Genomic DNA, 13,960 nt, shown 5'->3' with positions numbered 1-13,960 from the left:
CTAGGGCTTTATTTCTTTTTATAAACCAAGTCCCACACGCCGTGGCCCAGCTTGATGCCACGGTTTTCAAATTTCGTTACTGGGCGATAGCTTGGACGCTCAACATAACCTAGATGCGGCGCACTTAATTGCTCAGCAGTGGGTTTAAATTCATTTAATTGTTTTCCAGCCTCTTCTAGTTGAGCGAGATCTTCTGCTCCAAAAGTTTCAACTTTGATCAGTTGGCTGGAAGTATTTTGAAGAATTGGTTCGGCATTGAGTACCAAGAGCATTTGCTCTGCGTAGTTATGCCAATCGGTTGCCAGATGCAAATATCCGCCAACTTTTAAACGAGATATCAGCAATCTTGCAAATTCTGCTTGTATGAGGCGACGCTTATGATGGCGCCTCTTGTGCCAAGGGTCTGCAAAGTAAATATGAATGCCATCCAAAGCATTTGGAGCAATCATATTCTCCAGAACTTCAACAGCATCGTGGCGAATGAGTCGCAGATTGGCGAGATTGTTTTCTCCAATCAGCTTCAATAGTGCGCCTACTCCCGGAGGGTGTACCTCAATTGCCAAAAAGTCATCTTCACTTCTTAAGGCAGCGATCTTGGCAGTGGTCTCGCCCATACCAAAACCAATTTCTAGAATCTTGGGTTTTGTAGACCCTTCAAAAGCACCTGCTAAATCCAGTATCTTTTCTTGGTAGGGAATCAAAAAACGCGGACCTAGATCATCGATTGCGCGTTGCTGTCCTGCAGTAGTTCTTCCAGCCCTCAGTACAAATGAGCGAATACGGTCGACTTTAAAAATGGTCACAAGATCCTGATTTATTTTGGAAATGGAGTATTCCAACCAGCTGAGCGATAGGCATACACAATTTCAGCTAAAACAATTGATAATGATGTCATAAAAGAAACTAGACCCAATACAAATGTCCAAATGACATAGGTTGCTTGCAAGGAACGTACAGCACCTGCCTGAAAGAAAAATAACTCAAGAACGGTAAGAGAGATAAAAATACCACTTAAGACGTCAAAAAAGATAGCGGCGGTACAGAGGCGTCCACGAATCTTAGCCTCATTAGCCTCAACTTCCATATGCTTTAAAGACTCTTGATCCTTGAATTTACTCTCATATAACGCATTCTGAATTGTGCGCATACGATCAACCGTTCTCGCTAAACGACCAGAGATGGCGTTAATCAGAGTAGCTACTGCAGTCAACAAAAATACTGGTGCTAAAGCCAGTTGAATATTATTTGTGATTGCGTCTATTGAAACATCCATATTGAGCTTTCTAAATTCTTTCAGTAATTATTTTGACCAGGCAATTAAGCCGCTATAGGAAGTCAGCAAGACCAATAGTCCGAAGATAATCCGATACCAAGCGAATGGAATGAAATTGTGATGCGCGACATAATGAATTAACCAGCGCACACAAATAAAAGCAGAAATAAATGCAGCCACAAAACCAATAGCAACAGCAAGGCTAAATTCTCCAGAGATAGCGACAGGATTTTTCCAAAGCTTTAGCAATTCATAGGCAGTTGCACCCCCAATAACAGGAATAGCTAAGAAAAAAGAAAACTCTGTAGCTACAGCTCGTGGCAAGCCAAATAACATTCCTCCAATAATCGTAGCGCCAGAACGAGATGTGCCTGGAATCAATGCAGCACATTGAGCTATGCCAACTTTCAAAGCATCGAAGTAGGAGAGATCATCGACTGTATATATTTGACCATTGGTATTACTGGTTTTTTCCTGACAACGCTCTGCCCAGAAAATAATCAATGCACCAACAATAAAAGCACTGGCAACTGGGATTGGCGAAAACAATACTGCTTTAATGTGTTTGCCAAATACAAAAGCTAAACCCATCGCTGGAGCTGAAGCAATCAAGAGGTTCAAAACAAAACGACGGGAGCTAGCACTATCACTTAAAGACAAGGCAACCTTAAGAAGCTTTTCTCGAAATTCCCAGCAGACCGCCAAAATAGCGCCAAACTGAATAATGACCTCAAAGGCTTTACCCCGCTCGTCATTGAAATCAAGCAAATCTCCGACCAAGATAAGGTGTCCGGTACTAGAGATGGGTAAAAACTCTGTAAATCCTTCAACTACACCCAAAATAACTGCTTTTAGTAACAATATAAGATCCATGGAACAAATTTTATAGGGATATGAAGTTACCAAAGCTTATTTGGCAAAATTGAGGGTAAATACCCTTCTAAAGCGATTTAGCCTTAAACTTCATGCACCTTAAATAGTAGATGATTTAGATGAACCCAGCCCGCTTTCGCCTTTCTCGACTGACCGTCTTAGGTCTTATCCTGAGTCAGGCGCTCGGCCTAAATTCTTGGAGCTCTTTGACCTTTGCCCAAAGCCCTAATAGTGCGGTAAGGCCTGCTTTGCCGACCTCAATCAGCGCCTCAACATTAATAGGCTTGGAGCAGCCACCTCAAATTGCACCGGTACCAAGTAAAAGTGCTTTACCTAGCAATTCTGCGCCATCAAGCGTTAATAGCACTAATAGCGGCGATCAAAAAGGGCAATTGACTGATTTGATTCAGCTATACCAAGAGGCGGCATTTAGCGATCCAGTATTAAATGCAGCACGCTTTAATTACCAAGCCAGTAAAGAACTATTCTGGCAAGGTCTGTCCTTATTGCTGCCACAAGCAAATGCAACTCCGGGCGGAACGCGCTACTATCAACACGGCGCTGGAACAACCGTTGTTGCTACTGGACCAGGAAATTCTAGGGTCTTTGATCAAAAAAGTTACACCGTTACACTAACTCAACCCGTTTTCAATGTGAGCGCGCTAGAAGCCTTTAAACAAGGAGACTTAAACACCAAGATTGCAGATATGCGCTTTTATTTAGCGCAACAAGATTTGATTATTCGCGTCTCTCAAGCTTATTTTGATGCTCTGACTAGTCAGGATAATGTTGAGCTATATCGCAATAAAAAAGGACTCATTAAGCAGCAACTAGAAATTGCACAAGCAAAATTTGATGCCGGCTTAGTAACCATTGTCGATGTCAATACTGCGCAAGCTGCACTAGATTTAGCCAATTCTCAAGAAATTGCCGCTCAAGCAGATTTGGTGGTGAAGCGTGGGGTTCTAGAGCAGCTCGTAGGACGGCCGGTTGGCCCTCTTCGCCCATTAATTAAGGAAGCAAAAATTGATGGCGTGCTGAAAGATCCGCGCTCTAAAAATAAAGATGTCAAAGGGATTCCGATTGCTGAAAGCGTGAACCCACAGTTGCCACCAGGACAAACCTTAGATGACTGGATTAATCAAGCGGAAGCAGCAAACTTTAATGTCCTTGCGGGTCAGCTAACAGTTAGTCTTGCTGAGAGTACCTATCGCGCCTCTCAGGCATTGAACTATCCTTCGATTAACTTTGTTGGTACAAGCGGTTACAACACATCTAACGGAACACCAACTAGCTACACTCCAGCTAACACTAATGTTTACAACAATACAGTTGCTCTACAAATGACAATACCATTGGTATCAGGCGGCTTCAATAGCTCTGTTATCCGTCAAAATGCTGCCTTAGTAGATCAGGCTAAAGCAAACTATGACAATGTGCGTCGTACTGCGGCGCAAAATACGCGTGCAGCTTTCACAGGTTTCTATGGTGGTCTTGCCAGCGTTAAAGCTTATGAGGCGGCCGAACGATCTTCCAACTCAGCACTCGAATCTAGTAAGCTAGGATTCCAAGTTGGCACTTTAATTAATATTGACGTCTTAATAGCTCTCGATACTTTGATTACCACTAGATCTCAATTGCAACAAGCTCGCTATAGTACCATTCTGAATGCAATCAAATTAAAAGCACATGCTGCAGCATTAACTGATGAAGACTTGGTTGCAATAAATTCCTTATTACGCTAATTTGATTAAGCGAGTAAATCTAAGCCTGCTTTTGTAACATCCTCTACTGTTGGTGGCTTCTGAATATCCCCAACGTTTCGAATATTTTCTGACCAGTAGCCTTCCGTTTTCCATCGTGGAGAATCGGAATAAATCTCCACAGTAGGTTTATTGAGCACAGCAGCCATATGTGTAAGTCCTGTATCTACACCCACCACTAGAGCAGAATTTGCAATCACCGAAAATGCCTCCTCAATAGAGAATGCAGAGGGAACCAAGGATCCCGGAATTTGCACTGAGAGCTCATTACTAATATTTTTCTCGGGGGTGCTCCCCCAAGGCAAAACAATTAGATAACCAAGGTCTGAAAGTTTTTTACCCAGCAAAACCCAATTAGTATTAGCCCAGCGCTTAGCCTCGCGTGCAGTTGAGTGAAAAAATAAAATGTAGGGCTTTTGCAATTTCAACGCTTTGCCAATACCAATTTCGTCTACGTAACTGACAGGGTAAAACTGCACCTTTTCAGATCTATCGATCAGCGGTAAATTGAGAGCGGAGCAGGTCACGTAACGTGAACGGTCTACCGCGTGACACCTGAATGGAACCTGAACTAAATGATTATAAAATGCTCGGGCTAGCGGTTCGTATCCAGAAAATTCAGTAGCATTAGCGAGCCCAGCTACAACAGCACCATGATTCTTTTTGACCAAAGTACAAACTAAGGCAGACTTTAATAGACCTTGCGTCTCAATAACAACATCATAATTTACCTCCTGTAGCACAGCCTTGAACGCAAAGAACTCGCTCCAAGATTTACCGCTAAACAAGGATTTTTTCCAGCGCCGTAGACCAAAAGGAATAATTCGATCAATTCCTCGAAAGCCATCGCGGCCAAGGAGTGGAGTCAGGAGGTGAACATAGCCTTCCTCAACCACCCAATCAATCTGAGCATTAGGAAATCTTGACCGAATATCCCAAAGAATGGGAATGTTATGGAGCACATCTCCCAAAGAAGAGAGCTTCACTAATAATATTTTCGGAGTTGTACCAAAATTAGCCATTAAAACTTTGGGGTCCGCTCCCAGGAAAGGCCTGCAGAGTCCTTAGCATTAAGGTTAGGCGTGACTCCTACCGCTAGAGGCCATTTGATTGCGACAGATGAATCATCCCAAGCTAAGCAAACTTCACTTTGTGGATGATAGTAGTCAGTAGTTTTATATAAAAACTCAGCAGTTGGAGAAAGTACCAAAAATCCATGAGCAAAACCTGCTGGAATCCACAACTGCTTATGATTTTCTGCGCTTAACTCCAAACCTACCCACTGACCATAAGTTGGAGAGCTCTTTCTCAAATCAACAGCAACATCAAAAACACTACCTGATACCACACGCAATAGCTTGCCTTGCGTTTTCTCTAACTGGTAATGTAGTCCACGAAGGGTAGATTGATGAGAGAAGGAGTGATTGTCCTGCACAAAATTGACACTAAGACCTGTTGCCTCTGAAAAATCTTGAGCATTAAATGACTCAGTAAACCAGCCACGATCATCCCCAAATACTTTTGGCTCAATTATCAGTACATCCGCAATCGATGTTGGGCTAACTAAAATTTTAGGATGCCGCTTCTGAGTCGTCATCAGCCAGTACTCTTGGGGGATAACAAGATTGGCTGCGAGCCGCCCCTCATCTCGCTAAGTATCTTAGTTAAGTACTGGCCGTAACTATTCTTACTTAACTGGTAAGCAACTCTTTCTAAGGCCTCAGCGCCAATCCAACCCTGACGAAACGCAATTTCTTCGGGGCAAGCAACCATTAGACCTTGACGCTTTTGAAGGGTAGCAATAAAACCAGCTGCATCCAATAAAGAATCATGCGTTCCAGTATCCAACCATGCAAAACCCCGACCCATAATTTCAACACTTAACTGATCTTTTTCTAGATAAATACGATTTACATCTGTGATTTCTAATTCTCCACGTGCACTTGGTTTAATTGAATCGGCAAAATCGCAAACCTGATTGTCATAAAAATAGAGGCCCGTGACTGCATAATTGCTTCGTGGCAGCAGAGGCTTCTCCTCAATCGAAATAGCCTTATGATTTTTATCAAACTCTACCACGCCATAACGCTCTGGATCAGTCACGTGATAGGCGAAGACTGTCGCCCCAGTGTCGCGCTCATCCGCACTCTCAAGATTAGCAACTAGCTCGTGCCCATAGAAAATATTATCCCCAAGAACTAAAGCGCTAGGATGGTTATTGATAAAGGTCTTGCCAAGTGTAAATGCTTGGGCCAATCCATCTGGTGAAGGCTGAACGCAGTGCTCAATATTTAAACCCCATTGAGAGCCATCGCCAAGCAATTCTACAAAACGTGGAGTGTCATGAGGAGTTGAAATTAGTAGAATGTCACGAATGCCAGCCAACATTAAGGTGGTTAATGGGTAATACACCATCGGTTTGTCATAAACAGGCATTAGTTGCTTAGATACTGCTTGGGTAACTGGATACAGACGAGTACCAGAACCACCAGCCAAAATAATACCCTTCCGATTTTTTGCAAGACTATTTGCCATCTTTACCCTTATTCAACAGAATGAAGCAAAACATTAATTTGCATCTAAATGCTTGACATAAGCGCGAACTTGCTCATCCCATGGCGTATTCCAATGGGGTAATTTTGACACAAGAGCTAAACGTTCAAGCTCAATTTGAAGCTTATTTCTAGATAAACGAGAATTCATTGGCCGCGGAGCCGGCAACGGGTACTCTGATGTAGGAATCGGAGTAATTTCATTAGGGGAGGCTTTCAATTGCCAGCCAAAATCGATAGCGGCCTGAATTGCCAGGCGTGCAACGCCATACCAATTAGTTTCCCCGGGCGGAATAGCATGATAAATACCAGAGGTAAACTTCCTTAGTCGGCCATCTTCAAGCGTTAAATTACATGCTAATTCCGCTAACCAAGCTGTACTAGTTGGCACACCGTATTGATCATCAATTACGCGAAGTGCGGAGCGTTCTTTTGCTAAACGCAAAATAGTCCGAATAAAATTACCGCCAACGCCATATACCCAACTGGTTCTCAGAATGGCATATTGACCTCTTTGGTTGGCTGTCCCAGAAAAAGCATTGGCAATTGCAATCTCACCAGCCTCTTTAGACTTTCCGTAGACGCTCAAAGGATTGGTTTTATCTACCTCACTATATGTACCGCCCTTAACTCCGTCAAACACATAATCGGTAGAAAAATGAAGAAGCGTTCCCCCATGCTGCACGGCATATTTAGCCATCACCTGAGGAGCTATCGCATTAACAGCAAATGCAATATTAGACTCTGACTCTGCCCTATCTACCGCAGTATATGCAGCTGCATTGATAATTAAATGCGGTCCGAAATCCTCAAGCAATTGAGTAATTTGAGTGGTGCTACAAAGATCACAATCACTTCGCCCTACAAAGCAAATGGTGTTCCCAATCCCAAATTGGGAATGCTTAAAGTGGTTCTGAAAGGCACGGCCGAGCTGACCATCTTTTCCAAAGACCAGAATATTCATCAGCAAATTAAATTAGTTTCGGTATTGCTTATCAAGCCAATCTCTATAGGAGCCCGTGAACACGCCCTCAACCCAGACTGGATTTTCCAGATACCATTGAACTGTTTTTCGAATTCCGGTATCAAAGGTTTCGGCTGGACGCCATCCCAACTCTTTTTGTATTTTAGTTGCATCAATAGCATAGCGACGATCATGCCCAGGGCGATCCTTTACAAAAGTAATCTGCTCTGCATAAGACTTGCCATTAGATCGAGGCCTAAGTTCATCCAAAATTGAGCAGATTGTATTAACTATATCCAAATTGGCTTTTTCATTCCAGCCACCTATGTTGTATGTTTCCCCCAATTGCCCGCTAGCCAATACTTTGCGAATCGCCGAGCAATGGTCTCCAACATAGAGCCAGTCACGAATTTGCTGGCCATCGCCATAAATAGGTAATGGCTTACTATTTAATGCATTCAGAATAACTAACGGTATCAGCTTTTCAGGAAAATGATAAGGGCCGTAATTATTGGAGCAGTTAGTAGTTATAACTGGAAATCCATAAGTATGAAACCAAGCTCGAACCAGATGATCCGAAGCGGCCTTAGAGGCTGAGTAGGGGCTATTGGGCTCATAAGGATTTGTCTCCTTAAAAGCTGGATCGGATGAAGATAAAGACCCATAGACTTCATCGGTAGATACATGATGAAAACGAAACTGCTCTTTTTCGGCACCCTCCAGAGAAGTCCAATATTCTCTGGCACACTCCAATAAATTGAAGGTTCCCATAACATTAGTTTGAATAAATTCAGCAGGGCCATGAATAGATCTATCTACGTGACTCTCTGCAGCAAAATTCACAATAGCTCTTGGACAATAGTCATTTAATATTTTTTCAACTAGGGATTTATTGCCGATATCGCCATGGACAAAAGTATGTCTAGAATCGTTTTTGAGTGACTGTAAATTTGTTAGATTTCCCGCATAGGTTAGTTTATCCAAATTCACTACGCCTTCAGCACTCGATGAAGAGAGCCAATCCAACACAAAATTAGACCCTATAAATCCTGCGCCCCCAGTCACTAAAATCATTGATTTTTCACCTCAAAGATACCTTCCACAATTAGAGAGAACTCACCTACGAGCGAGCTAATCTAGAAATTTTAACTGATCAATCAGGGACTTGGCTCTATGGAATGTAGTGTGCGAAGCAAATACCTCTTGTTGTGCATACAGCGCTCTCTCCACGCCGAACTGTGGATTATGAATAAGCTCTTTGAATAATGTTTCATATTCATCTGGATTCTTAGCAATAAAAAAAGACTTGTGCCCAAATACCTTCCTTAGAAGACCAGGATTGTCTATCAACTGAGGGACGCCACATGCCGCCAATTGATAGGTCCGCTCGTTCAATTCACATGCCGAATCAATTTGCTCTGGCAAATGAATATTTAAAGCTACTTTTGCGCGAGCATATATATATCGATCACGTGCGCGATTAAATTGAAAATTCTTGACATGTTTCCAGCCAGGCCCATCTATAAATCCTGAATATTGGTGGCATATATTTTTTAGATACTGAATATGCTCACGCTTACGAGATGCTATCAGTACATAATTAAGATCGCGACTAAACCCATCGACAGGGAAATAGTGCAAGATGTTAGCACCAAATGGTATGTGCAAAATTTTGTAGCCTGCACTAAAGAAGGGTTCATATTCTTTTCTGTTTTTTAAATAAGCCTCGTCACGAAAGCTGTAGTAAAAATCAATTTCGTGGCGTCTAGCCCAAGCTAAACGTGGTAACAATGACTTATTGCCATACTCCTCCAGAGCAGCAGTTAAGCCAACCCTAAGATTGTGCTTCCTCTTATATTGACTAATGACACGCCAATCTATTCGATCAAGATAATCTTCATGATCACTTGAAAGTAAGACTGTTGGACAAAAACGCATCAACTTATCTTCTGTATTTTTATCCCAATCCAATGGCTCAGCTGGAATGCCAATGTAATTAAGACTTTCTAACAAATTTGAAAATAGCGAAAAACCTGCTGGTGAAAATTCAGGACTTGGAATTTGAATAAGAATTCGCTCAGGGCTTAATCCCAATAAAGAATCTCTGAATTCCAACTCTAAAGTGCGCTTTAATTGGGTGCCCTGGCGTACCAATGGATCTTGAGAATTTAAACAAGCTTCGAGATTTTCATGGGCAAATTTATTACGCAATGCAAATTCTGCCTCAGCCAAAACAGTATCATGATTAGTAATAGTCTTAGCATTAAATAGAAAATTAAACTGATGCTTTTTAATTGAACGCCTGAGCTTAATTTTACGTTTTTCTAAAAAACAAAATAAATTACTTAAAGTCATTATTAGTTTAAGGTCGGCAAAGGGGGTTGAAAAACAAAATTTCTCTTAGAAGCAGTCTAGTGTTCTAATTATATGATTATGGATATCATCGTACAGCTACAAGGTGGCCTTGGAAATCAATTATTCCAATATGCAACTGGAAAAGCATTAGCTTTAAAGCATCGTGCCAACCTACTTCTGGACTCAACATGGTTCGCGCGTACTTATAATGACGTAACCCCGAGAGAATTACTTGCATTTAATCTAAACATACAAGCTGGGCAGCTACCATTAACTAAACCCACTCTTTCTCCCAAAAGAATCCGACGACTTATACAGAGCTTGTACCCTATAAATCCCTATATCTACAAAGAGAATCTACCTTATCAATTTGACTTAAACCTACTCAAACCTCCGCCTTTTAAGAAACAAAATCTCCACATAATGGGCTATTGGCAATCTTTTCGCTATTTTGAGCATATAAGATCTACTCTAAAGCAGGAAGTTACCCCAAGAAATCCTCTAAACCATCACTACCATAACTACTTAGAAAAAATTCAAAGCACAAACTCTGCGATGATTCACATACGTCGTGGAGACTACATTACACTTAATAGTGCAGCAAAAGTTCACGGCTTTATAGGGTTAGAGTATTACCAAGAAGGGATGCTCAGGCTCTTATCCAAAAATCCAAAGACTCAATTCTTCGTATTTTCAGACGATATTATTTGGGCTAAAAAATTTTTACCTCACCAGGATTGTCTCACCCTGATTGAATCTTCGAGAGATATTACAGCTCCAGTACAAGAGCTAGAATTAATGACTCACTGCCAAAACCATCTAATTGCCAACAGCTCGCTTAGCTGGTGGGGTGCATGGTTAAAAAAACATTCAGGAGGTACTACGATATGCCCCAAAAGATGGACAAATAACTTAAATATGAGCTGGGATGATCTAATACCAGCCGAATGGACTCAGATTTAAAATCTTATCAAAGAAACGAAAATCGCAATTAGCCATCTCTCCATTCTAGTAAATGGAGTTAACATACCATTACTTCGAAATTGATAACGAGAATAGATTTCAGAATTTGCCGCCACTGAAATACCCTCTATTCTTTTATTCAAAATAACCATAAACGGAATAGCTAAAGTAATTCGATGCTTAATACTAATAGGCCCTGGAATCATACTTAAGGGTATACCTAAACTATCAATATATTCTTTGCGACTTTGCGAAAATACTGAATTGATTCCGTTCTGCTGAACCTGGCTAGTTTGTGCAGCATAAATGCGATAAATAATCAACTTTTGTCGTAAATTCAAAAATCGATACCCCTCCAAAGCTAATTTAACCCATAAAGAGTAGTCTTCAGCATAATTTTTTCCAATCTGATATGGATATTTTTTTAAAATTTCAGCTTTTACCATCACGGTAGGATTACAAAGCGGGCTTGTTATAACCATCAATGCACGTATATCTGAATCAGAATATCTTTGCCTAGAACTCTTCTTTTTACCCATTTCCTCATACAGGGAGAAATAGCTTGCGCCACAAATGTCTGCTAAGTCCGCCTCTAGCACTTGAACTTGTGTTTCTAGACGATCGGTCATTGCAATATCATCAGCGTCTAAAAATGCAATGAACCTACCCTCAGCCATAGTGACAAGAGTATTTCGAGCATTGACTAAGCCTATATTCTGAGGCAGAAATACTTTTCTAATCCTTCGATCTGCATATGAGTCAATAATTCTAGCTGTACTATCGCTAGAGCCATCGTCTAAGATGATGAACTCAAAATTTGTAAAAGATTGATTGAGAATGCTTTCAATAGCAATGGCAATATATTTTTCAACATTGTATGCCGGCATTAAAACACTAACTATTGGCTTTAGTATCGATTTTGAAGTAGTTTGCAACATTAAATAAAACTTTGCAGATATCGACCAAAACGCTTAATACGCTTTAGCAATCTAGAGGGTAGAGACTTTTGAGTTGACCCTAAATTCAATTCGGACTCCCAAGCAGATTGATAAATGATCCCCAAATAATTCTGAGCTACTTTAGCCTTAGTCTCACCCAAACGTTTCATCAAAAAATACTGCCAATCATAGTGATAGGTACGAAACAGGGGTTCAATTGCAATCAATGGAATAGCGCGATACCTTAGAAGGGTTTCGCCATAAATTAAAGTCTCTGGATGATCTGGGCTAATAAAGTCCCATAAGCTAATGCCCTTAGGCTCTAGACACTCTGTGACCAATGATTGCCATACTCTAGCCGACCAAATGAATGGCGCCGGAGCGCAATAAAAATTTGGCCCCTTACGATCAAATAAGGCTTTTACACGCTCAGCTTCTAGCCTTAGATCTCTTCCAACCTTTTCATGTCCACGATCAGCGGCAAGTTGAAACAACTCTTTGTTTTGATGCAGTACCGTATAGGGCACACCATCACTTGATAAGAAGTCAGACTTATAGAAGTTTCGAATAAATAAACTATCTGAATCTAAGCATAAATAGTTTTCAGAGAAACCTAATCGCCAAAATTCTGATTTAATAATTTGCTGAGATAAGCCTCCATGCATGGCCTTGTATTTCTCTAGATCTGCATCGGGGTTGGCAGCAACAATATCATCATCCGCAACCCAAATGTAACCATTCTTACCAAGCGATTTCTCTAATAAATTTTTATCTGCTTTTGGAGTGGAAATATAAAAGTTTAAGCGGTCAGCATTGAATTGATTTATAGACCCCAATAAACGCTTTAGACGAAGAAAATCCCGAGAATAGGATTTGCAGTAGAGAACGAAATCTTTCAAACTATTTTCCAGTGATTATTTTGCGCGAACTTGGACTTGAGTCAATATGGTTTTTACTGCTTGATCCACGCCAATCGGTTTCCAAATAGGTTCAATTAATTGCTTCGCTTGCCAGTCTAACCAAATTCTCTCTAACGCCATAGCAATACCCTCGGAATCGCCTTCAGCGCTTAAATAAGCGCCCCGATCAAGCAGCATCTGATCAAGCTGGGGGTTACGGTGGGTTATTCCCCAAATAGGTCTACCCGTCCACAGGTAGTCATAAAACTTCGAAGGAATATACTCAGCGCACCACTCATCATTGCCGTGAAGCAATATCAATATATCGGCCTCTTGCATTTTTTCGGCCACACGCTGACGACCAGACTTGCCAGTGAGAGGGTCAATCTCTAAGCGGCCATGCGCTAATAGCACATCACTAAATCCAAATTGCTCAATAGCATCCACTGATAGCGAATCTAATGGTGCTCCGTAAGCATGTACGCGTATTAAATCCCGCGCCTTAGGATACTTTTGAAATAAAGGGATCAAAGCCCTAAGAATAGTTGATAGGGAGCGATCATTCGCCAACGAACCAAAATGACATAAATTTAATGTATCAGCATATTGGTGGGCTTGATTATTATTAAGACTACCAGGAGGCTGAGCACCTGGCGTCACTACGAAACCATAGGCATTGTTTGGAGTATTTAAATTGGGATTACGTACCTTAGCGTAATGCAATGCACCATCGGTAAACCACCAAACCTTATCTGGAAAACGAGTGAGTTGATTTTCTAAATAGTGCCTAAAGCGAGCATCACGATTCTTTGGCCTATTAAAACCTTGATCGTTTGGATCTTTGCGAATAACTAAAGGATCATGAACCTCTGAAATAAGCTCGATTCCTGTTGCCTTTTTAAGCCAAACACCAGCTAAGTGAGCGGACCACGCGCTGCCAACAGAAAGCACAACATCCACCTTGCCAGCACGAATTAACCTGTAACCATTAAAAAAAGCTGGCAGAGACCACGACCATTGACTCGAATAGCCCAAGCAAAGCTTTTCAATTGCGATCAATGGGGCAAGAAAAATAGAAACTGTTCTGGTTGTCAGCTTATAAAACCAGCCGCGACCATATTTGTTAGCAATCCAGTGTCGAAAATCGAAACGAAAGCCAGATGGCCCCCAAGCTATGTATTGGAAATGAGGGAAACGATCATCCTTTAGGCCTGTGATCGCACTCAATACGATTGGCTCTACACCGGCATCTAGAAAATAAGGGATCTTATCGGTAATCGTAAGACTAGCAGCACGGCCATCCATATTGAAAGCGTGAGACAAAATCAACCAACGCCTTTTTTCAGTGACTGCAGGAATTTCAATGCTCACTAGCGATTC

The 13,960-nt window shown here is 41.4% G+C and carries 14 protein-coding genes; 2 read left to right on the top strand and 12 right to left on the bottom strand.

The features are described 5' to 3' along the window. Positions 1-8: 8 nt before the first annotated feature. The 3 genes from trmB to ICN21_RS05665 are packed head-to-tail and all read right to left on the bottom strand — an operon-like array spanning position 9 to position 2,146. Complete coding sequence (gene trmB, locus ICN21_RS05675; protein WP_370624056.1) at positions 9-803, bottom strand: tRNA (guanosine(46)-N7)-methyltransferase TrmB; 795 nt, start codon at positions 801-803, stop codon at positions 9-11. Between the two features lie 11 nt (positions 804-814). Then, complete coding sequence (locus ICN21_RS05670) at positions 815-1,273, bottom strand: DUF2721 domain-containing protein (RefSeq protein WP_216177386.1); 459 nt, start codon at positions 1,271-1,273, stop codon at positions 815-817. 27 nt (positions 1,274-1,300) lie between these two features. Next, the gene (locus ICN21_RS05665) at positions 1,301-2,146 is read right to left on the bottom strand and encodes an undecaprenyl-diphosphate phosphatase (RefSeq protein ID WP_216177383.1); all 846 of its coding nucleotides are present in this window, start codon (positions 2,144-2,146) and stop codon (positions 1,301-1,303) included. A 119-nt stretch (positions 2,147-2,265) separates the two neighbouring features. Between ICN21_RS05665 and ICN21_RS05660 the strand changes: the two genes are divergently transcribed. Beyond that, positions 2,266-3,891, top strand: a complete 1,626-nt coding sequence (locus ICN21_RS05660) for a TolC family protein (protein ID WP_216177380.1) — start codon at positions 2,266-2,268, stop codon at positions 3,889-3,891. Between the two features lie 5 nt (positions 3,892-3,896). On the opposite strand, the gene waaC is transcribed toward ICN21_RS05660, so the two are convergent. Genes waaC through ICN21_RS05630 form a run of 6 tightly spaced genes read right to left on the bottom strand, consistent with a single transcriptional unit; the run spans position 3,897 to position 9,780 of the window. Beyond that, positions 3,897-4,895 (bottom strand): lipopolysaccharide heptosyltransferase I, encoded by a 999-nt coding sequence (waaC, locus tag ICN21_RS05655; protein WP_370624055.1) that lies wholly within the window; start codon positions 4,893-4,895, stop codon positions 3,897-3,899. A 35-nt stretch (positions 4,896-4,930) separates the two neighbouring features. Beyond that, positions 4,931-5,506 (bottom strand): dTDP-4-dehydrorhamnose 3,5-epimerase, encoded by a 576-nt coding sequence (gene rfbC, locus ICN21_RS05650; RefSeq protein ID WP_216177372.1) that lies wholly within the window; start codon positions 5,504-5,506, stop codon positions 4,931-4,933. Next, positions 5,506-6,444, bottom strand: coding sequence for a glucose-1-phosphate thymidylyltransferase RfbA (gene rfbA / locus ICN21_RS05645; protein ID WP_216177368.1), 939 nt, complete (start codon positions 6,442-6,444; stop codon positions 5,506-5,508). Before rfbA ends, rfbC begins: the two co-directional genes overlap by 1 nt. Before the next feature lie 33 nt (positions 6,445-6,477). Continuing rightward, positions 6,478-7,425, bottom strand: a complete 948-nt coding sequence (gene rfbD / locus ICN21_RS05640; protein WP_216177365.1) for a dTDP-4-dehydrorhamnose reductase — start codon at positions 7,423-7,425, stop codon at positions 6,478-6,480. A gap of 12 nt (positions 7,426-7,437) precedes the next feature. After that, positions 7,438-8,499 (bottom strand): dTDP-glucose 4,6-dehydratase, encoded by a 1,062-nt coding sequence (rfbB, locus tag ICN21_RS05635; protein WP_216177362.1) that lies wholly within the window; start codon positions 8,497-8,499, stop codon positions 7,438-7,440. Positions 8,500-8,556: 57 nt separating this feature from the next. Further along, positions 8,557-9,780 (bottom strand): glycosyltransferase, encoded by a 1,224-nt coding sequence (locus ICN21_RS05630; RefSeq protein WP_216177359.1) that lies wholly within the window; start codon positions 9,778-9,780, stop codon positions 8,557-8,559. Between the two features lie 78 nt (positions 9,781-9,858). On the opposite strand from ICN21_RS05630, the gene ICN21_RS05625 reads away from it, so the two are divergent. Then, positions 9,859-10,743 carry an alpha-1,2-fucosyltransferase gene (locus ICN21_RS05625; protein ID WP_216177356.1) on the top strand — a complete coding sequence of 295 codons (885 nt, stop codon included), beginning with the start codon at positions 9,859-9,861 and terminating at the stop codon, positions 10,741-10,743. Here ICN21_RS05625 and ICN21_RS05620 read toward each other — a convergent pair. Genes ICN21_RS05620 through ICN21_RS05610 form a run of 3 tightly spaced genes read right to left on the bottom strand, consistent with a single transcriptional unit; the run spans position 10,740 to position 13,951 of the window. Then, positions 10,740-11,681: a glycosyltransferase family A protein gene (locus ICN21_RS05620; RefSeq protein ID WP_216177353.1), complete on the bottom strand. Its 942-nt coding sequence runs from the start codon at positions 11,679-11,681 to the stop codon at positions 10,740-10,742. The two genes, ICN21_RS05625 and ICN21_RS05620, sit on opposite strands and share 4 nt — an antisense overlap. After that, positions 11,681-12,580, bottom strand: a complete 900-nt coding sequence (locus tag ICN21_RS05615; protein ID WP_255534222.1) for a DUF6492 family protein — start codon at positions 12,578-12,580, stop codon at positions 11,681-11,683. Before ICN21_RS05615 ends, ICN21_RS05620 begins: the two co-directional genes overlap by 1 nt. Before the next feature lie 15 nt (positions 12,581-12,595). After that, positions 12,596-13,951: a hypothetical protein gene (locus ICN21_RS05610; protein WP_370624054.1), complete on the bottom strand. Its 1,356-nt coding sequence runs from the start codon at positions 13,949-13,951 to the stop codon at positions 12,596-12,598. Positions 13,952-13,960 lie beyond the last annotated feature (9 nt).

Origin of the sequence: Polynucleobacter sp. AP-Feld-500C-C5 (assembly GCF_018882265.1) — a bacterium.
Lineage (GTDB): Bacteria > Pseudomonadota > Gammaproteobacteria > Burkholderiales > Burkholderiaceae > Polynucleobacter.
The sequence above is the reverse complement of the archived record's forward strand: the minus strand, read 5'-3'. Positions and strand labels throughout refer to the sequence as shown.